This window comes from Chryseobacterium paludis (assembly GCF_025403485.1).
Lineage (GTDB): Bacteria > Bacteroidota > Bacteroidia > Flavobacteriales > Weeksellaceae > Chryseobacterium > Chryseobacterium paludis.
This window is the reverse complement of sequence record NZ_CP099966.1, coordinates 654224-677328: the sequence shown is the minus strand read 5'-3', so window position 1 is coordinate 677328 and position 23105 is coordinate 654224. Positions and strand designations below refer to the sequence as shown.

General features: G+C 35.9%; 13 protein-coding genes. 12 read left to right on the top strand and 1 reads right to left on the bottom strand.

Annotated elements, in window-relative coordinates; translation table 11 throughout:
- Position 1: 1 nt before the first annotated feature.
- The 6 genes from NG806_RS02775 (at position 2) to NG806_RS02750 (ending at position 6931) form a co-directional block, all read left to right on the top strand.
- On the top strand, positions 2–970 hold the full coding sequence (locus tag NG806_RS02775) for a pectinesterase family protein (protein ID WP_261511878.1): 969 nt from the start codon (positions 2–4) through the stop codon (positions 968–970).
- An 11-nt stretch (positions 971–981) separates the two neighbouring features.
- A complete protein-coding gene (locus tag NG806_RS02770; protein WP_214825890.1) occupies positions 982–1719 on the top strand; it encodes a rhamnogalacturonan acetylesterase in 738 nt (245 codons plus the stop codon).
- A 70-nt stretch (positions 1720–1789) separates the two neighbouring features.
- Positions 1790–2131 (top strand): cupin domain-containing protein, encoded by a 342-nt coding sequence (locus tag NG806_RS02765; protein ID WP_214825892.1) that lies wholly within the window; start codon positions 1790–1792, stop codon positions 2129–2131.
- A 4-nt stretch (positions 2132–2135) separates the two neighbouring features.
- Positions 2136–3038, top strand: a complete 903-nt coding sequence (locus NG806_RS02760) for an alpha/beta hydrolase (protein ID WP_214825894.1) — start codon at positions 2136–2138, stop codon at positions 3036–3038.
- Between the two features lie 61 nt (positions 3039–3099).
- The gene (locus NG806_RS02755) at positions 3100–5577 is read left to right on the top strand and encodes a glycoside hydrolase family 95 protein (RefSeq protein WP_261511877.1); all 2478 of its coding nucleotides are present in this window, start codon (positions 3100–3102) and stop codon (positions 5575–5577) included.
- A 238-nt stretch (positions 5578–5815) separates the two neighbouring features.
- Entirely contained in the window at positions 5816–6931 is a 1116-nt protein-coding gene (locus NG806_RS02750) for a pectate lyase family protein (protein ID WP_261511876.1), read from the top strand.
- A 119-nt stretch (positions 6932–7050) separates the two neighbouring features.
- On the opposite strand, the gene pelA is transcribed toward NG806_RS02750, so the two are convergent.
- Positions 7051–8073, bottom strand: a complete 1023-nt coding sequence (gene pelA / locus NG806_RS02745) for a pectate lyase (RefSeq protein ID WP_261511875.1) — start codon at positions 8071–8073, stop codon at positions 7051–7053.
- A 481-nt stretch (positions 8074–8554) separates the two neighbouring features.
- On the opposite strand from pelA, the gene NG806_RS02740 reads away from it, so the two are divergent.
- From NG806_RS02740 to NG806_RS02715, 6 genes are all read left to right on the top strand, one after another.
- Positions 8555–10192, top strand: a complete 1638-nt coding sequence (locus tag NG806_RS02740) for a tetratricopeptide repeat protein (RefSeq protein ID WP_261511874.1) — start codon at positions 8555–8557, stop codon at positions 10190–10192.
- Between the two features lie 110 nt (positions 10193–10302).
- On the top strand, positions 10303–12633 hold the full coding sequence (locus NG806_RS02735) for a T9SS type A sorting domain-containing protein (RefSeq protein WP_261511873.1): 2331 nt from the start codon (positions 10303–10305) through the stop codon (positions 12631–12633).
- Positions 12634–13015: 382 nt separating this feature from the next.
- On the top strand, positions 13016–14644 hold the full coding sequence (locus tag NG806_RS02730; protein WP_261511872.1) for a helix-turn-helix domain-containing protein: 1629 nt from the start codon (positions 13016–13018) through the stop codon (positions 14642–14644).
- A gap of 609 nt (positions 14645–15253) precedes the next feature.
- Positions 15254–15829 (top strand): hypothetical protein, encoded by a 576-nt coding sequence (locus NG806_RS02725; protein WP_261511871.1) that lies wholly within the window; start codon positions 15254–15256, stop codon positions 15827–15829.
- Positions 15830–16074: 245 nt separating this feature from the next.
- On the top strand, positions 16075–16599 hold the full coding sequence (locus NG806_RS02720) for a hypothetical protein (RefSeq protein ID WP_261511870.1): 525 nt from the start codon (positions 16075–16077) through the stop codon (positions 16597–16599).
- Positions 16600–16807: 208 nt separating this feature from the next.
- Positions 16808–23008 (top strand): hypothetical protein, encoded by a 6201-nt coding sequence (locus NG806_RS02715; protein WP_261511869.1) that lies wholly within the window; start codon positions 16808–16810, stop codon positions 23006–23008.
- The last annotated feature ends 97 nt before the right edge of the window (positions 23009–23105 follow it).

Genomic DNA, 23105 nt, shown 5'->3' with positions numbered 1-23105 from the left:
CATGAAAAAATTATTCTTAATTCTATTTATCTCGGCTGCCAATTTTCTTTTGGCAGGAAACTCACCCTATATAAAAATTACCGTCAGCAAAGACGGAAAGGGAGATTTTACTTCTATTCAAAAGGCTATTAATTCAGTAAGAGACCTTGGTCCTTCAGAAGCATTGATCACTATTAAATCAGGGACTTACAATGAAAAAATCACAATCCCTTCTTCAAAACATAAAATTATATTAGAAGGTGAAAATAAGGAGAATACAATTATCATTAATAATGATTATTCAGGAAAACCAGACGTGTTTAATGAAAAAATGACAACTTTCAATTCCTATACTTTATTGGTAATGGGTGATGATATTACAATTAGTAATTTAACGATTCGAAACAGCTCTTGTAACGAAGGACAGGCAGTTTCCCTCCATGTGGAAGGCGACCGTTTTATCATTAAAAATTCAAAAATTCTGGGTTGCCAGGACACTCTTTATTCAGCAACCAACCACAGCAGGCAATATTTTGAAAACTGTAGTATTGAAGGAACTACAGATTTCATTTTCGGACAGGCGACCGTTGTTTTTAAGAATTGTACTATAAAAAGTTTAGCCGATTCTTATATCACTGCAGCTGCAACAGAAGCTGACAGAAAATATGGTTTTGTATTTCTTGACTGTAAATTAATTGCTAAAGAAGGTGTGACAAAAGTATACCTGGGAAGACCTTGGAGGCCGTTTGCAAAAACAATTTTTTTAAATACCGAAATGGGAAAGCATATTCTTCCGGAAGGTTGGAATCCTTGGAAAGGAGACAAAATGTTTCCTGACAAAGAAAAAACCGCTTTCTACGGAGAATTTGGAAGTAGCGGCGAAGGTGGAAATACAATAGATCGTGTAAGCTGGTCACACCAACTTACAAAAAAAGATATGAAAAATTATACTCTTGAAAAAATTTTTGATGGCTGGAAACCTAATCTATGAAGATCCTAATTATGAAAAAACTATTTTTAACTCTTTACATTTTTATCTCTGCAATTATTGTTGCCCAGCAGAAACCTACTCTATTCCTAATCGGCGATTCCACGATGGCCAATAAGGAAAATCCTGATAAAAATCCTGAACACGGTTGGGGTCAGGTGCTTCCATTATTTCTTACAACCGGAATTGAAATTCAGAATCATGCAATGAATGGAAGAAGCTCAAAAAGCTTCAGAACAGAAGGAAGATGGGATAAAGTTGAAAAACAACTTAAAAAAGGTGATTTTGTAATTATCCAATTTGGTCATAACGATCAGAAGGTGAAGGATTCTTCAAAATTTACCAACCCTTATACTCAATACAGAGCCAACCTTGAAAGATACGTTAATGAAACCAGAGCAAAAGGTGCAACACCAATTCTGATGACTTCAATAGTAAGAAGAAACTTTACTGAGAATGGTGTTTTAGTAGACACTCACAAAGAATATCCTTTGGTGGTAAGAATGGTTGCCAATGATCTTAAAGTTCCATTCGTTGATTTACAGTTATTAACCGAACAAATGGAGATTTCTTATGGTCCAGAAAAATCAAAACAGCTTCATCTGCATTACAAAGAAGGCGATGTTGAATATTATCCTAAAGGAAAATCTGATGATACGCATTTATCAAAATTCGGTGCTGAATCTGTTGCGAAATTAGCACTGAATTCTTTGAGAAATTTAAAAACCGGTTTGGAAAAGTATATTAAATAATCAAAGCTTTATGCGTTTTATTCATAGTAATAAACTAACCGAAATTTTTTAATCATTTAAAAAAATAAAAATGAAATTCAAAAAAGAACCATTCTTTGATGGAAATTCCGAATGGGAAGATTTAGGAAATGGCGTTTCCAGACAGTTTGTGGGCTACAATTCTCAGGTGATGATGGTGATCGTAAAGTTTGAAAAAGATGCGATAGGAGCTCTACATCAACATTTTCATTCACAGATCACCTATGTTGCATCAGGATCATTTGAAGTAACCGTGGATGGTGAGATAAAAATCTTACAGAAGGGTGATGGTTTTTTTGCTCAGCCCAATATTTTCCATGGTGTAAAATGTTTGGAAGAAGGACAATTAATTGATGCATTCACTCCGTTCAGAGAGGATTTTCTAAAATCATAATTGAATGAAAAAATTTGCTTTCATATTAGTAATTTTCCTCTACAATCATCTTTTAACTCAGGAAAAACTGATGGTCTGGCCAAAAGGACAAATGCCTAATTCTAAAGGACTGGAATTAAAAACCGAAGAAAAAGAGGGAAGAATTATCCAAATTCAGGAAACTGAACTTTTTGCTTTTTTACCTCCAAAAGAAGAAAGAAAGCAGATGGCTGTCATCGTCATTCCCGGTGGTGGATATTATAAACTCACCTACGACCTAAATGGTTTTCAAATTGCAAAATGGTTCAATACCCTTGGAATATCTGCTTTTGTTTTAAACTATAGGTTACCCACCTCACCAGATTTAAAACAAAAAGAACTCGCTCCTCTACAAGATATTCAGGCCTCAATAAAATATATCAGAAAAAATGCTTTACAATGGGGAATTTCACCAGACCAGATTGGAGTTCTAGGAACCTCTGCAGGAGGGCATTTAGCTGCAATGGCAAGCAATATAACCACAGATTACACAGCATTAAAAGGAGATTGGGAGAATTTTTCCACTGTTCCTGATTTCGCCATTCTTGTTTCTCCAGTCATTGATTTGGGAGAGTTTGCACATGTAGACAGCCGCAATAGCTTGCTCGGCGAAAATGCTTCCAGGGAAAAAATCAAAGAATATTCTATGCAAAACCGTGTCACTGAAAAAACCCCGCCCACGATATTATTTCATGCACAAAATGATCGGACTGTTCCTGTGATGAACAGCATTCTTTATTATCAGGAAATGATTAAAAATAAAGTAAAAGGCGCATTGTTTATTTTCCCTGAAGGTCAGCATAAAATCGGAATTAACAATAAAAACGAATTGACTGACAACTGGAAAAAACTATGTTCAGATTGGCTGAAAAGTATTAGTATTCCGTAATTGACAATTAAACATTTTTGGATCATCGCCGACGCAAATCACTTTAATAAAATATAAAATATTGAAAATCAATCAAAATAAAATCTTCGCATTGCTTTTTGGAGCAACAATCTCCATTACCCTTCATGCTCAACAAAATTTAAAACTAACTTACGATAAACCCGCAGAAAACTGGAACGAAGCATTGCCTATCGGAAACGGAAGACTAGGAGCAATGGTTTTTGGAGGATCTTCACAAGAGCATCTTCAACTTAATGAAGAAACGATATGGGCAGGAGAACCGGGAAACAATGTTCCCAAAAACACCTTCGACAGTATTCAGAAAATCAGAAAACTTTTAAATGAAGGTAAATTTGAGAAAGCTCAGAATTTATCAAATACTACCTATCCGAGAGCTGCTCCGAAAGATTTGAACTATGGAATGCCATATCAGACAATGGGTGATCTATTTCTGAATTTTAAAGATCATAAAAATATTAAAAATTACAGCAGGACTTTAGATATTGAAAAAGCCATAACTACCATTTCTTATGAAGTTAATGGTGTAATTTTCAAGCGTGAGATTTTCTCTTCATTCGTAGATAATGTTATTGTAATCAAACTGTCTTCCAACAAAAAAAGAAGCTTAAATTTCTCTATTAATGCCTCTACTCCACATTTAAAAAATTCAATTTTTACGGAGAAAAATCAATTGATTATTAACGGAACAAGCAGCTCTGTTGACAATAAAATAGGAAGAATAAATTTCAAAACAGTTACAGTTCCAATTTTAACAGGCGGAAAATTAACCACCACTGAAAATCAATTGACTATTTCAGAAGCAGATGAAGTTGTTATTTATGTATCTATTGCTACGAACTTCAAAAAATACAATGATATTTCAGGAAATCCTGATACTGGGGTTTTACAATATTTAAATTCTGCTTTAAACAAAAGCTATACTGACGAATTAAAAGCACATATTGAAAAATATCAGAAATATTTTAAGCGTGTCAGTCTTAATTTTGGAACCACTCAACAAGCGAAAAAAACAACAGATGTAAGAATTAGAGAATTTGGTAGTTCGAAAGACCCAGATTTGGTAGCGTTGTATTTTCAATTTGGCCGTTATCTTTTGATTTCTTCGTCTCAACAAGGAACCCAGCCAGCCAATCTTCAGGGTATCTGGAATTATCAATTGAATCCAGCGTGGGATAGCAAATATACAGTCAACATTAATACTGAGATGAATTACTGGCCTGCCGAAAGCACGAACTTGAGTGAAATGCATGAGCCATTGTTTGATATGATTCAGGATTTATCATTGACCGGACAAGAATCGGCAAAGGAAATGTATCACGCCAGAGGTTGGAACATGCATCACAATACTGATTTGTGGAGAATCACAGGAATTGTCGACGGTGGCTTCTATGGGATGTGGCCTATGGGTGGGGCTTGGTTGACACAACATCTTTGGAATCATTATTTATACACCGGAGATAAGGTATTTTTGAAACAATATTATTCAGCTTTAAGAGGAGCTGCATTATTTTATTTAGATATTCTTCGACAGGATGCTTCTAAAAAATATCTGGTTGTCTCTCCTTCTATGTCACCGGAAAATACTTATATAAAAAACGTAGGAATTACGGCAGGAACAACAATGGATAATCAATTGGTTTTTGATCTTTTTAATAATTTCATCAATGCTTCAAAAGCTCTTGATACGGAACAAAATCTCTCAGATGAAGTGAAAACAGCCTTAAGTAAACTTCCACCAATGCAGATCGGTCAGCATACACAATTACAGGAATGGTTACAAGATATGGATCAAACTGGTGATAAACATAGACATATCTCGCATTTATACGGACTATTTCCTTCAGGACAGATTTCACCTTTCAGAAATCCCAATCTGACAGAAGCCGCCAGAAATTCTATGATATATAGAGGTGACAAATCCACAGGTTGGTCGATGGGTTGGAAAGTCAATTGGTGGGCAAGATTACTGAATGGAAATCAAGCTTTTAAATTAATTTCAGATCAATTAGCACCTGCTTCAATGGAACAGAAAGGGCAATCAGGAGGAACTTATCCCAACCTGTTGGATGCTCATCCTCCTTTCCAAATTGATGGAAATTTCGGTTGTACTTCCGGAATTGCAGAAATGCTTTTACAAAGTTATGATGGCTATATTTATATTTTACCCGCTCTTCCCGATGCTCTACCTAACGGTTCTGTTAAAGGTTTAAAAGCACGAGGTGGTTTTGAAGTAGATATTGAATGGAAAGATACCAAGCTCACTAAACTGGTAATTAAATCAGCTTTAGGAGGAAATTGTAGAATCAGAATTGCAAAAAATACTGAGCTAAAATCTCAAACGCAATTCAAGCTTTCAAAAGGAGAAAATCCAAATGAATATTATCAGGTAAATACTATTAAAACGCCGCTAATTTCGGAGAAAGCACAGTTAAAAGGATTTCCTATCCCCGAAACACAAGTTTTTGATTTTAATACAGAAAAGAATAGGATATACTCTTTTGAAGTAAGATCATTCTAAAGGATCGTAAAGAGCAAACTTACAAAGCCTACATAGAAGGTATTTCATTTTCCCTTACACTGATTTCCTATCCGGAAAAACAGATATTCAAACAAATTATCCATATACTAAAGTGCAACCGATTGAATTAAATAAATATTTAACATTATAATTATATAAACATGAATATATTAAAATATAAAATAATTTAATATTAAATATATAATTTTACAAAAGAACAAACCACTAAATATAAACTATGAAAACAAAAATCAAAGCCACCCTATTTGCGGTAGCTCTAAGCTCAGCTTTTACATTAACTGGTTGCGGTCAGGAAGACATCAAGACCGAGTTATCAGGAAACCCTAACGAACTCAATCTTAAAAATGCAATTATGCTAAATGCTGTTGTCCCATTAGCCAGTTGTGTTGCTCCTGGATGGGCTTCTCAAAACGGAGGAACAGCAGGTGGAGGAACTGCTGCTGAAACTACAGTAACAACCTATGCACAATTAAAAGCAGCTATTGAAAACACAGCTGTAAAAGTTATTAAAGTCACAGGAACTATTACCATTACCACCCGGTTATCATTTCAGGATCAAACCGGAAAAACAATTTATGGCGCAAGCGGTGCAAAACTGGTTTCAACCGATCAGACAAAGGATGGATCTGGCATTATCAATATTAAAAGATGTAACAATATCGTTATCAGAAATTTGATTTTCGAAGGACCTGGAGCTTATGACACAGATGGTTGGGATAATGCTATTTTGGATGACTGCAGAAATGTTTGGATAGACCATTGTGAATTCAGAGATGGTGTTGACGGAAATTTTGACATTAAAAACAAATCAGATTTTGTCACTGTTTCTTACACGAAATTCCATTATTTAAAGGCTCCAAAACCAGGTGGTTCAGGAGGAACCGATGATCACAGATTTTCAAACCTTATCGGTTCAAGCGATGGAGCAACTGCTGATGCAGGAAAATTGAATGTGACCTTTGTTCGTTGCTGGTGGGCTCCGGGATGCAGAGAACGTATGCCGAGGGTAAGATTTGGTAAAATCCATATTGTCAACAGTTATTTTAACAGTTCATCGAGCAATAAATGCATTGCAGCTGGAGTTCAGGCAAATATCCTTGTCGACAAAAATGTTTTTGAAAACGTAAAAGAACCAATCAACCTGATGAGCGGGTATACAGCCGTTACAGCAACAGGAAATACATTTACAAATGTCACCGGAAATACTTCAGGAAGTGGAACAGCATTCACACCTCCGTATTCTATTTCAACTTTATCTGTTTCTTCAGTAAAATCTGATGTTACAGCAAACGCAGGAGCCACATTATCGGGGAATGTTTGTAATACATTATAACTACAGGGAATTACAATACTAAGATAAAAAGACCGGGAGGAATCTCGGTCTTTTTATCATTAATAGATTAATCATCTCAATTTCGATCTTATAACCTATCTGTTTAATGTTTCAATTCATTATTCTGGCAGGTTGTTTTCGCCAATCCATTTAGAATATTCTTTATCTATCAGTTTTGCAGGTGCATCACCAAACCAGCTATAGCCATTTCTCCTTTCCTCTGAAACCTCATTATAATTGTATTTTACACTTCCGTCCCGGTCACCAAAAAGAGGTTTGTTATTATTAATATCATAAAATCTTGCCCAGATCACAGAACTTTTATCTTCAGCCAAAATTCTTACTGCTTTACCGTTTTGTTTTGCTACGTTGTAGCTGTAGCCATTTAATTTATTCTCTTGAAACCATTTTATTGCTGACCGTATCGACTTTTCAATCTCGGGAGTAATGGGCTGCATCATTAAAAACCTTACGATTCCAACCGACTCTCCTGTTGCTAAAGAAATAGGTTCAAAAGCTCTTGCTTTATCAGGTTGCAAGGTTATTTCATTGTATTGATCAGCCCAAATAGAAAGAATACCTTTCTGCAAAACCTGGGTTTTTAAAATACATTCAATACCTTTTTGAACAGCAATTTTTGATTGTTGTTTTATATGATAATCAACAATAACATCAAAATCATTTTTACCCGCTGCCACATTATACAAAACCATTAAAGCATTAATCATAGCGTTGTCATTATAAGTAATTTGCTTTCTATAAAGTCCCGTATTTGGATAATATTGTGGAAAGCCTCCGTTTTTATACTGCATTAATAGGAGGTACTTTATCCCTTTTTCTGCAGACTTAAGATAATCGGGATTCTTTGTGATTTTAAAAGCTTTTATTAATGCATTAATTTCTTTTGAAGTCGCATTATTATCTATTGTAGCATGATCATTTCCGGTCTTTTTTATTCTCTTTAAAAGTACCTCATCAATCGGTAAATTATAATTAACAACTGATTTATCATCAAGTTGCTTTCCCCAGCCACCTATTGGAAGCTGATAAATCAATATTTTCTCGGCTAAAGTATCTTTCACCTGACTAAAACCATTAAAACCAGTCAAAACTAACGCTAAAATATACAGTTTCGTTTTCATTTTTTTAATTTATTTTTTCTAATAAAATAATGCAATTAATACAATAAATTCTCAATATGCAATCGATTACTCATATAAATATAATTAACAAAAGCACCATTTATTATTATCAAAAATACCAAAAAAAATGTAATTTATTGATCAAAAAAATACAAATTCTATTTAGAAGAATTATTTAATGATCATAGAGCTTTACAACAAAAATCCCCCAACCTATCTATTCCGATGGAATGGCCAAAGGAACTAAAATTACCTATGAAAATAAATGGATCTTTTATAATTGATTTCATTCCTACATGCTTCTGCTTCCATTGGTAGAAAGCAGGTACAGAAATCCTATGTTCACAGCAGATGTTTTTTTTTATTTCTCTTTAATTTTGAATATTACAGTTAATATTTGCATCTATTTTCCAGCTTTTATGTACATTTAATAACATTTAGGACTTAATGTTAATTAAACTATTTTTTAGATACATTCTATATGATGAAACATCTTATTTTGTTATTCTTGTTTATTCTATCATCAGTTACTATTACTGCTCAAAAAATTAACTCCACAGAATATTGTAACAATTTAATCAAAAACGGGATTGATGCATTGTACAAAAAAAATCACAGCACTTCATTAGAAACATTTGCAGAAGCAAAAAAAATTGCAGAACAAAATAAACTATATGAGCAGCAATTTATTGCGACCAACTGTATCGGGCTCAATTATTATCAGATGTATGATTACAGCACAGCACTCGATTATTATTTGGAGGCCTACTCTATCGCTATTAAACATTTGAAAAGTGACCGCGAAATGACGGTATTAAATAATGTAGCACTCGTCTATTTACAACAGGGAAAATATAAAGAGTCTGAAAAGCACCAAAAAAGAGCTTATGAGTTAGCAGTTGCCAATAAGGACTATATCGGGATCGGGATATACTCTGCCAACTTAGCTGATCTTTATAATATCACCCATCAATTAGACCGTGCTTTAGAGTATGTAAAAATTTCCAGAACCGCTTTATCTATAGAAAATAATCCGAGAATTACCATTGATCTATCTATTGTAGAAGCCAAGAATTTCCTTGAAAGAAAAGAATATAATAAAGTTCTAACTATTCTTGAACCTTTACTAAACACACTAAGAAGTAAAGAATCCATGGATCATAGAATTTTAATATTACTGATTCTTTCTCAGGCATATCAAGGCCAGAACCAAAACGAAAAAGCGCTCTACTATATAAAAAAATCCCAGCAAGAGAATCTGAATTACAGCAATAATAAAGACATTTACAATCAGTTTTCAAGCCTTTACTTCAGCATGGGAGATCATACCAGGGCTTTACAATATAAAGATTCGGTAATTATTGTTAAAGATTCCCTTAGTGCCATTAAAAATCAGGCAATGTATCAAAACAGCGAAATCAAACTAAAACTTCAGGATTCAGAAAAAGAACTTAAAAGTGAAAAAAGATTAAAATTTTACATCGCAGGATTCTGCATCTTGATTCTCGGATTACTAAGCTTATTATTCAGAACTCTTTATTTAAAGAACAGACAAAAAAGAACTATTGCTGAAAGAAACGAGCAGATTATTTCCTTAGAATTAAAAAATAAAGAAACCGACAATCTCTTATTAGAAAAACAAATCAAGGAAAAAGAGACCGAAACTCTTTTAGAAAAAGAAAAGCTCAGAAACGAATTGGAAAACAGAAACAGAAAATTAGCTGCCAATGCTATCCATATCGCACAGAGAAATGATAAAATAGAACAATACATTCTTCAATTAAAAAGAAACCCTGAAATGATCAAAAATGATCAGCTCTCTCAACAATTGGATCAATTGAAATTAATACTCACTAAAGAGGAAAATAACGACGACTTTTTATCTCATTTTGAAAAAATCAACAGCAAGTTCATTAGTAACCTTAAAGAGAAACATCCTGATCTTACACTGAATGACATTCGATACATCAGTTATATCTACATGAATCTTTCTACTAAAGAAATTTCATCAATATTTAATATTACCATTGAAGCATGTAGAAAAAGAAAAGAAAGGGTTTCAAAAAGATTAAACCTTCAAAATTCAAATGACTTATATAGCTATATATCAAATGTTTAAATAAAAAAGTCACGTTTTTTCCATTTTCAGTCTCACTATTTCCCTTTTCATTGTATTGAAAGTTTTCTTCAAAAAATAAATTTGTATTCCTTAACAACTAAACAAGTATTATGAAGAAAACTGTATTTACTTTATTTTTTATTATGTTTCTGCAGCTTGCTTTCGCGCAAGTGAGCTTTGCTGGAGACCCGCAATATGGACAGCTGCGAAATTTTGTTTATGACAAAAATGTTCCCAACAGAATCTATGCAACTACTTATGTTGATAAACACATTGTGGTTTCCAACGACAATGGCACACATTGGGAAATACTATACACTCTTCCTTATCCCGCTTATACTGCGGATATAAAAGAGATGCATCTTACCAACAATGGCACTGCTGTAAGTTTTATTCAGCATTTTGGCCTAGGCAGTCCATTAAACAAAATTATTGTACTGAATCTGCAAACATTAAATGTTGTAAAAGAATTTAATTTTCCTTCAAATCAGTCTATAGAAGCTATCACCAACTATTCTATTTATGATAATGGAAACATGACTACTGCCACAATGCTTACTAATGGTGGTAGTAATAAATTTTTTTATACAACAAACGGTGGTACGACATGGACGAAAATTTATGATGGGCAGGATCATGAAGATGTACTTTTAAATGATGCTGTCATGGATCCTCAGAATCCTCAAACATTATACATTGTGCGTAATGGAGGTCCTGGAAATATTGACGGTGGCTTACTCAAATCCACTAACGCTGGAGCTACGTGGACAGAAACATTAAACGGTCTTATTTTACAGTCAATAGCAATTGATCCTGAAAACACCAATATTCTTTATGCCGGAAGTGGTATTCTTTGGTCATATCTTAACCAACATCAGGCTGTCTATAAATCAACAGATGGAGGAACTACGTGGAATGAACAAACAGGAATTACCTGGTCAACAAGTACACAGGGATTAAGAAATGTTCCTAAAATTCAGATAAATCCCAATAACACCAACCATGTTATTGTAATGGGTGATGATAGAATTGCCGTAACCACCAATGCTGGGAGTACGTGGACTACAACTTTTCATAATGGTTTGATAGATGGTCATTCCTATTTCTACGGGATAGATGCAGCCTTTAATCCTAATAACTTAAACCATGTTTTAATTTCAAATAATCGTTATGCAAAATTCTCAACAGATAAAGGAATAACACTTACCTCTATTGCAAACCCGTTTTTTATGGGGATGGGTAAAATAAATCTTATAGATGATAATGGTACAGACAAATTGATATATGGAGTGCAATATGGTTATACAGTCAAAAACCTAGTCAATAATCAAGAAACTCCTATTAATGTTTATCCTCTTAGCGAGTTTCCGGTGGGTCAGCAAATTCCGCTTATGTATGCAGATAAAAAAAAACCGGGAAGAACTTACAGTTATGAAGAATCTTTTGGGATGGGAAATAATGTTAAGGTAAGTGATGATTATGGTGCAACATCAACGTCAATTTATAATACTTTTGACACTGGTTTTACTGCTGCCGAAACAGATCCTACCAACCAAAACATAGCATGGATTGCCACTTTTAATGGGGTAAATGCAAGCCTGATCAGGTCTGATTTCACCAATATCAATAATGTAATAAACGATGTCATAACCCTGCCTTATGATGGTGATTATATTTTTGGAATCAAAGTAAATCAGAGTAATTCTAATGAAGTATTAGTAACTGTTGGAAACAGATTATTTAAAACAACAAACGGAGGAACAACATGGACGGAAATCACAGTCGGCTTGCAAGATTTAATCCTTCCAAACATCTCGTTAAGTTTAGTTCAAAACCCATTGAATGCAAACCAATATACAATGGCAGCATCAAACGGAATATATACTTCTTTAGATGGAGGAAATACATGGTCTAGAATTTATAACGAAATGGTTCATAAAGTTGAACATTCCACAAAACAAAACGGACAAATTATAGGTATTGGAAATTCATATTTAGCTACGCTTCCAAAAGTGATTTACACGAATAATAACGGAACAAACTGGCAGGTAAGAACGGCATCCAACTATTTTAACACAGTAGTTATCGATGGTACAATGCGTTTTGTAAGCCCTACTACAGCAGAAGTCTATTTGATGACAAATTCATTAGGCATCCTGAAAGACGTTATAGACTTCTCAACGTTAGGAACTTCAAATCCTGTTATCGTAAAAGATGATATCAGTATTTATCCCAATCCTGCTCAGGATGTGATCAATATCAAATTAGTTAAAAATACATCTAAACTTAAAGTAACGATTTACAACACAACAGGGCAGCTAGTTTCAACATCAGAAAATAAAACTAGCATTGACATTTCCGGTCTTACAAAAGGGGTCTATCTTCTGAAGGTGGATCAGAAAAATGCAACTACTATAATTAAAAAATTTATCAAAAATTAACTTTATCAGGTATTATCATCCTTAAACCGTCTCCCAAGGGCGGTTTTTTATTTTCATCCATTTTTAAAAGCTATCTGAACATTTTCTTAAATATTCTTTCTAAATTCCCCTAACATCCAATCTGTTATCTACTGGCTACTCTTTTACAAGTCCATACTCCATATAAGTGCCTATAATTTGTATAAAACCGCTTATCCATGCAGTAAATCAAGCTATAATGACAGTAATTTTACTTATTCGTATTTCAGAAAAAGATTAGCATTAAAAATATTTCAAATTACCCTTACTTATTAATATTATATCATTTTCAACCATCTTACAACAGCTAACTTGCTTGAAATATCATACATTTGTAAAAACACTTTTTCAAACAAAATTACCATTGAATTCCAGTCAAATGAGAGCTTACCAATCCATTTTATTCCTTATCATCCTACATCTATTCACCTTAGGAAAAAGCCAGAAAATATCCGAAGAACAATTAAAGGACGAATTACACGACATACAACACAAGATTGGCAGTACAAGTATCGTAAGCAATACCATAAAACAACTGGAAAAAAGCTACAGAACTGCAAAGGAAAATAAATACAATGTTGCATTCTCCATTGGTACTGAACTGATACGAACATATTCAACATTGGATAATTCGGAGAAAGTTATTGAGGTTGCAACAGACCTGGAAAACCACATCAATGAAGATTCATCGCCACAGGAAGTGTCCAATATGTACAAGATGAAAGCAGGTTCATTGGGGGATTTGGGGTTTCTGGAAGATTCCCACAAAGCTTATCAGCTTTCAAAAAGATATTTGGCAAAAATCAAGGACAATGATGTGCGTCATTATTACAGCAGCTTATTTTATTCTAACTATTCCGGTTATTTTGATCAAAGCAAAAAACAACCTGATTCCGTACGCCTATATCTCATAAAAGGCTTAAGCGAAGCAGAAAAAATATCTGAAAAAAAATCAAGTATATCACTAAAAAAGAAATATGATTTGATTCTTTCCATACAGGCAAACCTGACATTGTATTATTTATGGATCATTCAGCCCACCGAACCAAGGACAGCAGAGACATATCTTTTAAAATCATTGAAGATTGCAGAAAATAGGGAAATAAGTTCACTCAATAAAATGAACCTATACAGAACGGCTGGTGATTTTTACTTTGACCAAAAAGATAACGACAAGGCCATACACTATGCTCAGAAAGGCTTAGAACTTGAGCAAAAAATTTCATCCCCTTCCAGTCGGGAAATTTTCTACGAAATCATGACGGAGGCCTATTTGGCTAAAAATAATACTCTTGAGGGAAAAAAATACAATCAACTTCTTACAAAGCTCAGGGACAGTATTAAAATTGCAGAAAAACATTCGGTGAATAAAGTTACCACAGCAATTAAAAAAGAAAAGGAAAAGGAAAAAAGCAGCAGCCTTAGAAACTACTTATATGTGTTCTTCATTATAATAATGCTGGGATGTGGTGGTGTTTGGTACTATTGGAAAAGCAGGAATAAAGTCTTACAACAGAGATTTCAGGAACTCATTACCAAAATAAAGCATGAGTCAGAAAACCAAAAGAATGAAATGGAGAAGGATGGAGAAAAAGCAGTAAAAGCTCCGAAAACAATTGCTGAGGAAACGGTCAATCAACTATTGACTAAGATATCCAAATTTGAAAAAACAGAGAAATACCTGAAAAGTGATATTACAATAGCCAGTATGGCAAGTAATTTTGGCACCAATACAAAATATCTTTCAGAAGTCATAAAATCCTATAAGGACAAGAACTTCAATCATTACATCAACAGCCTTAGAATTGAATACATTACCAGGAAACTGTATGAGGATGCAGTATACAGAAAATATAAGATTACTTCTTTGGCAGAGTTATGTGGCTATGCCAATCATAGGGTCTTTCAGACAGCTTTTAAAAAAGAAACAGGTCTAACTCCCTCAGATTTTATTAACAATCTGAAAAAGAAGACTGAACTGGAAATACTGTAATACAAAATAATTTTAAAAAGGAATAGCATCAATATACCTTTGCAAAAAAAGTCTATTCAATCCATGAGCATATATAGGGATTTTCTCAATTAAATCCATGAGCACAATACAACCGTTCCTATAGCGGCAAATATTACTTTAGCTGGATACCATTCCAAGCTCTTGAAGGATGTTACATTCTGTAAAAGAAAAGTCATTGTACTATAGCTCCTTAAAAATTTATACTATCATCTGGTTGAACTGAAATGTACAAATTATTGGTCTGGAAGTATTTTACCCCTTCAGTTGGATATCCATTTCTAAAGCCTCTCTCTGATTATCTCAATCTAAGCTAAAATTCAAATCAGAGTTCATTTGCTGTGGAAATCTTTCGTAAACTTCAGTACTAATATTTAACATATATCCCAAAAATCAAATACCTATTTGGGATTTCTAAAATTTTAAACAAATACCTTGATATTTTTCAACAAACTGATTTTCAGTATATGAAAATTGTAAAATCAATCAAACAACACATGAAACTTTCCGAATTATTCATGCATCAGCCTTGTACAGGCATTGTGGCATTCATAATATTGCATCAAAATGACAACCGATTCTGAAAATAACATGATGAACCAAATCTTCTCTCTGCATTCACTTGGAGGGAGGAGGTTTTTCTTATTCATCTTGTTGTTAATCAACTTTCAGATCATACAGGCTGTTTGTATACGTAACGAAGCTCCTTCATCAGATACTCTTCATGCATCAACTGCTATAGTTGTATCAGAGGGTACTATCGTTTCAGGTATGGAACGAATATATGTTTCCCATCCGAAAAAGGATAAAATAAAGAAAATTCTCAAAGGAAAAAATACACTTGTATCCAATAAAAGGAAATACAAAAAAAGACAGGCTATTTCTCAAATCGTTAAAAACAGCAATAGATCCACATTAATTTTCAGTGGAAATACACAATCAGAGAAATCTTTACTGGCTGTTTCCGACAATGATAAGCAAATCATAAGACCCAATCAACGAACGATGAAATTTCTTTTTTTTGGGTCCGAAAACAGGATGCCTATTCTAATCCATTTACCAGATACTTTCCTGAAAAAAAACTATAAAAACCGTGGGGTTTCAAATTTGGAATTCTTTAGAAATTTCAACCGACCTCCCCCATTTCTATGTATGGCTATCGCTTAACAAATCATCGGATAGCTCTTTATTAAACGAAAATTTCAACATATGTATCCATATTCGCCGGTTTGTCCGATGTGAACAGATAACGTCGTTTTTTTGACTCAAACAAAAAAGGAGAAGAAACCATCATTGGCAACAACCAAAGGCTACTGATAATCCTGGGCTGAATACAGTCAACGACTATTTTCTTTTCAGGCGTCTTTTTTGGAAATAAAACAATCAATTCAAATAAAACCTAATTAAAAATCATGAAAAAACAACTTCTACCCATAGCAATTTTACTTGCTGTAACGGGTACTGTAAAATCTCAGATTGCCATAGGAAAACCGACAGTAACCAATGCTTCGGTATCTTTGGAATTTGCAGATACAGAAAATCGGGGATTCGTACTTCCCTATGTAGAAACAAAAACAGGAATTACAGACAACGGTACCATCATTTATGATACGACCGACCACAAAGTAAAATACCTGAAGGACTCCGGAACATGGACTGATTTAAGTGTTGACAACACCGGAACAGCGGATATTTTGATCCAGACCAATAAAACGGAATCTACGACCGCAAAATCAGTCATCGGATCAGCAGCTGCCACAGACAGTACACCTGGTATGTTGGTTTTATCCGACACCAACAAGGCAATGATATTACCCAAAGTAGCCAGTCCACACCTTAACATCATCGACCCTGCTCCTGGAATGATGGCTTATGACACTGTTAAACGACAACTTGCCATATACAACGGCAAAGTCTGGACTTTCTGGAAACCTTAAATGAATGAAATATGGAAGAAATACACTTTTATTAGCGCATTTTTTATAAACATGACTGTCTCTACTCAAGTAGGTATTAATATCAAGTGTTCAAAGATCATATTGGATATCTCTATAAAGTTCAATTCATAAAACACATCGTCATATTTATAAAAAATCACAGTATAAAAACGCACATACCGGAAATCCGGCTAAAAACTAATATATTATGAAAAAACAAATCGTCTTTTTCTTCATATTCCTCATTATGGGTAATATGATGATTTTGGCACAAAGCTGCAACATCAATGCAGGAGCCAATGCCGTCATTTGTGGCACGTCTGCCAATTTATCGGGAAGCTCCGGGGGAAGCTCAGCTGGAAATCCAGTGTGGACACTGATATCCAAACCTTCCGGTGCCCCAAACCCAATTATTGTAACCCCTTCAGGTTATAATACCAATGTCACAGGAATGACCTCTCCTGGAAATTATGTGTTTCAGATTGCCCAGAACTGTACTACAGGCACGGCAACCTCACAAATAACCATTACTGCCCCAGGAGAGGTTTCATCTTTTACCGCAGGACCTGACATCACCAATGTTTCTGCCATTACCGGTACTGCAACCTTAAATGCAGTAATTCCTGCAGGGTATACCGCATCGTGGACCTATTATAACATTTATAATAAAGAATATTATAATCAGACCACCACCACGAATGCAACGATGTCTAATACGACAACCGCAACCCCTACCCTAACCCTTACAAAGAAAGCTAATCATGACATTGACCCAGCTTATCGTGCAGTATTAAGGATAACATCTATCAACAATCCAAACTGTTGGTACGAAGATGATGCAATCATCAGGTTCATCCCTAATCCACAAATAAGTCTTCCCGCAACCCATAACAGATGCTATCCATCGACAGACACCAACCGGTATATCAGTTTGAGCGGAACCTCTCCTATGTTGGCAACCAATACGCCAAACTCATCTGGAAACCAGGCATTTGGGACAACAGTTACCATAAATGCCATCAGCCAACCAGCAGGTGGAAATATTTCATTTTATCAAATAAGAAATAGTTCTATCTACTTCAATGGTGTAAATGTTACAGGAGCCTATGTGTTCACCATCACCGTTACCAATGCCAATGGAACATACACAACTCCTCAGATAACCTATAACTATAATGGAACAGATCCCAAACTAGTAAGTTTTATCGATTCCTCTTATCCTGAACAAATGCAGTACTATGGTGCAACCGGTAGCGGGGGTGCCGTGTATTGTAATAAGGCAGGTACAACGGCACCTATTACCATCTATTTCAAAATTGATCCCTCAGACCCAGCAACACTTACCACGACAGTTGGTAATTCGGGTATTGTTCCTTCCGGAGGAAATCCCACTTTAGTTTTGAACGGAGCCGGGATGATGAACAGGAACGTAGTGGTAACACCACCTGCCGGAGGTTGGCGAGTGGGAACTTACATTGTTAATTTAGCAGTTAAAAATGGCACCTGCGGTAATAGTCAGGATTATTATATTCATATTTCAGACGGTAGCCGCCCGAATGTGGCTGTCCCAAATACTACAATATGTTATACAGGATCAGGTATTGTAACGGCAACGATTCCTTTACCTGCTGTATATCAAGGAGTAGTCAACGCTAGCTACCTTCAGGAATTTTCTGGTGTATATAACTTTACTCTGGTTTCCAAGCCAGCCGGAGCTGCCAATCCTGCTTACGAATCCAGTAATCTCAGGACATTGACAAATACTTCTACCACGATAAGTAATTTAGATAAGCAGGGAGAGTATGTATTCAAGATAAGGGCTGTTCCTAATGCAGGTGGAGTGGATTCCAGATTTCTGGATAAAGAATATGCATGCTCGGGAACTTCTCCGGAGGGTACATTTTCAATATTCGTATCCCCACAGGTAAATGCCAATGCAGGATCCAATCAAATCTTGGGAATAGGAGCTTCACAAACCTCTCTCAATGGGAATAATCCAGGAGCATCATCTACAGGTTTATGGACCGTGATTTCAAAACCAGCCGGAGCTCCAAATCCTATAATCACCAATCCATCCCTATATAATACCAATGTTACAGGACTTACCAGTTCAGGGACATATACTTTCAGATGGACTGTTACCACCGGTACCTGTACAAGTACCAGCGATCTTACCGTTACCATTACAGCTCCTGGCCCCGGTGGAGTGCAGGGAATCGAATTTTGGGTAAAATCGGATGATGCCGGAAGTATTGCTACGGCATGGAAGGATCATTCCTTAAATGCAGATAATATACCGAATGTGGGAGGGGTAACATTATCTCCTGCAGACAGAAGCCATAATTTCAATCCTTATACTACCGGTTATACCACTTCTAAATTCTTTTATAATACGGCTTCTGTAATGAACCCTACCAATGGTGAACTGCCTAATATATCCCATTCCATTTTCTCTGCAGTAAGACCCAGCACTTCGGGAACCGGACGCATTATAGGGATTGATGATGATGCAACCTATGCTTCTGAACCTGCAGCATCAATTGCCAATGGGAAGCCAAGACATTATGAATATTATAATGTTACTACCTCAACAGATTTCTCTACAAATTTCAATATCGGTTCATCCAACGTGTTCTCGGTAATAGCTAATAATTCTGTTGCCAACGGAGGATCTTCGGCTTCATCCGGAGGAGAAAAAAGATTGGGTCTGAATGGTACTTATGAAACAACTTCATTTACCGGATCTAATAAATTTCAGTTATATGGTCGTAATCTAAGAGTAGGCCAGGCCGGCTGGGATGCACCAGGTGCTTTCCCTGGAGATATTATGGAAATTTTATGGTTCAAACGTGCCTTAACAGCGAATGAACAGTCGAGGATAAATTCCTATCTGGCTGTCAAGAATGGGGCTACATTGAGCGAGAATTATCTTTCAACAACCAGCAATGTGATATGGGACAGAACCATTAATACGGGCTACAACAATAATATTTTCGGTATTGCCAAAGATGATCTCACCTTATTACATCAAAAGCAATCGGGAAGTACAAATAGCGGACAGAAGCTTGTCATTTCTACAACAGGATTTGCAGATAGTAATGCAGCCAACAGTACAGGCTTAGCTAATGACATGCAATTCCTGATGACAGGAGATAATGGTTTGGAGCAAAGCCTTAAAACACCATTTTCTTACACTACAGGCTCTAATGGTGTGGTTAACTACCGTTTTGAATCTATCTGGAAAGTACAAAACTCAGGAAATGTGGGTACCATAACGGTTGCTTGGCCTAAAGGAGTGAACAATATGTACTTAGTTCAGTCTTCAGATGCTGCAATTGATGGCAATGACAACTTTACCCCAATGGTTACTGAGGTTACTGTAAACGGAATTGTATATAACACAGCTACCGCAACATTAACGAACGGTCAATATTTTACCTTTGCCGGTTTTGCATATGCACCGGGTGGAGTATTTTCCGCTGCGTGGTATCGTGCTGATGCTGCTTCAAACCTATTCTCAGACGCCGGAACTACGATCGCTGTAGATAATGCTACTGTTCAGCAATGGAACGAATTTAATAACAAACCTTTCCCTCTTTTACAGTCAACAACAGGCTATCGTCCGAAGTTTTCTAATACTACTTTAGCAAATTTCAACCCAACGGTAATTTACGATGGAACTCAAAAATGGATGCAATATGCTCCGGTAGATGCTCAAGGGTACCTGTTGAATAGAAGCAAAGGAGCATTGTTCTCAGCTGGAAACACAACAAGTGCAACCTCTTCATTACTGGGATTTGGAACAGCCGGTTCCGGAAATGCAATGGATGACCCTGGTTTATATAGCTTTACAGGAAATAAATTTTTGTTCTATCCTGTAATAGGTGAATATGCCCCTCAAAGTACCTACACGATCAATGGATCTTATATTGGTGGCGGTACCTGGGAGAATGGCGCAGGAACGGGAGGAAACAATGCAGTAAGCATCACATTAAACGGATTCCATCAGACCTTCGACATCAATATTTCAAATGTAAATACCGATGTAAGCCGTAGTGCCTTAATGGTAGGAAAAGCAGATGCCGGGGCACAATTGATTGGGCAAGAAAATGAAATGATTGTTTTTGCTGATAAGCTAACTGATCTGGAGGTAAATAAGGTAGAATCTTATCTTGCTATTAAATATGGACAAACGCTGAGCAAAGAACAAAGCAGAAATTATTTAAGCTCTGCAGGCAATGTGGTTTGGAATGGATCATCCAATAACTATTACAATAATATTTTGGGTATAGCAAGAGATAATACATCAGCTTTACATCAAAAACAATCACGAAGTGTAAATGATGGTCAAAAACTAATAATTGGAGTAGGAAATTCATTGGCCAATACCAATATTGGCAATACCAATTCTTTGACGGAAGGACAATTCCTGATCATAGGAGACAATGGGCTTAAACAATCAATGACTACTCCACTAGTTTACACTGCAGGAGCGAATGGGGAAACGAACTATCGTTTTGAAGCCATCTGGAAGGTACAGAATACCAATAGTGTAGGAACTGTAACAGTTGCCTGGCCTAAAGGAATAAAAAATCTATACCTGGTGCAGTCTGCAGGTCCTGTATTTGACCTAACTTCTACCTTCACTCCAATGGTGACCGAAGTAACTATAAACGGTGAGATCTACAAAACAGCTAATGTAACATTAACCGATGGGCAGTTCTTCACTTTTGCAGGTTTTGGACTTGCTCCGGGTGGAGTTGTGAATAATCTTTCCTATTGGTACCGGGCTGATAAAGATGCTGCAAATACAGGAGATGGGACAGATATTACAGCATGGACTGATCAGTTCTCAGGAACTACATCAGCACAATTGGGAACCAATGCCCTGCCAAAATTCAAGATGGGTGCGGCCAATTACTTTAACTTCAATCCAGGTGTCAATTTTACTGCAAATACTCAAACGATTGGAAATACATCAGTAAGAACCTTTGGCAACAATACCTATGATATCTTTATCTTGACAAAAGATGGGTTATCAAACCCTGGCGGAAATGGAAGGATATTTAGCTCTTTATTGGATAATTCTAAATTAAGTGGTAGCATCAACTATTGGGATGGTTTTGGCGATATGTATGACAATAGAACAGAAAGAGTAAGAGCTGATGAAGGGTATAGATTTCTTGCTAATCCTGGAGGAATAAGGTCAACGACGATTCCAAGCATTGTATATCACAATCTATTAAATACCACTACTGGTAAAGGAATCAACGGAGGTGTTGTTTCGATGACTGGAGCACATACTTCCATAGGCTTTCTAAACGGAGGGCATACCTTCGGTTCTACACAAATAGGCTCCAATGGAAGTGATAATGGAGGTTTTGTTGGAAATCTGGGAGAAACAATTGTTTATGGAGAAGGTAACCTTACCACCGCTGAACGTAGAAGAGTGGATTCCTATCTTGCTATTAAATATGGTATTACGCTGGGACAAGTAAATACTGACCATTATCTGAATACAGATGGAAACACAGTATGGAACGGAGCAGCCAATATTACGTTCAACAATAACATTTTTGGAATATCTCGTGACGATATTGAAATGTTAGAACAAAAGGTATCGAAAAGTGTCAATGCAGGAACAATTCTCACTGTTGCCACGATCAATGATTTTGCTTCTCCGAACCAACTTGCAACGCGAACAGGATTTACGAATGATAAAACATACTTCCTGGTTGGAGATAACAATGTTACGGCAACACCGCTTGTTAACATCACAATTGCCGGAACTACACTGCAGAGAATCCAGAGAACATGGCTATCTCAACGTTCAAATACTTCTGGAAGCCTATACTTTGAGGCAGACCTCTCAGCTTATGGAGCTATTTTCTCAGCTGGAAACAACATTCAGATGATTGTAGCAGATGATGCAACTTTCACAACAAATGTAAAAACAATCACTGGAATATTCGCAGGCGGTAAATGGGTATTCATGAATGACTTCAATGCAGATAATACCATAAGGTACATCACGTTTGCTGAAGGAAAGGCTTACTGCTATAAGCCAGGTGCTATTGCTACAACTGGCAATCCAGCATTACCTACAAAAGTAGGAGTTACCTCTCTTGGAAGAGCTGGAGCAGGAAGTACAGACAACTGGCCAATGGTAAGAAAAGGTGGCTGGCTGGTGTTGGAAGCAAAAACCAAAGGTTTTATTCCAAACAGAGTCAAGTTTAATACATCAAACCAACCTGTTGCCGCTGATGGGATAACTCCTGTTATTACAACACCTGTAGAGGGTATGATGGTGTATGATATTACCAACAAATGTATGAAGATGTACACCCTTAAGGAAGGTGATGCAACCATGAATTGGCACTGTATCTCCACACAAACTTGTCCTGATTAGAAAAGTACAGATTTGATAATTGATAGAAACTTAGCTCCGGAAAGTATTGTACGGAACGGGGCTAAGACTATCAATTAAAAAATAAACCAACATTTAA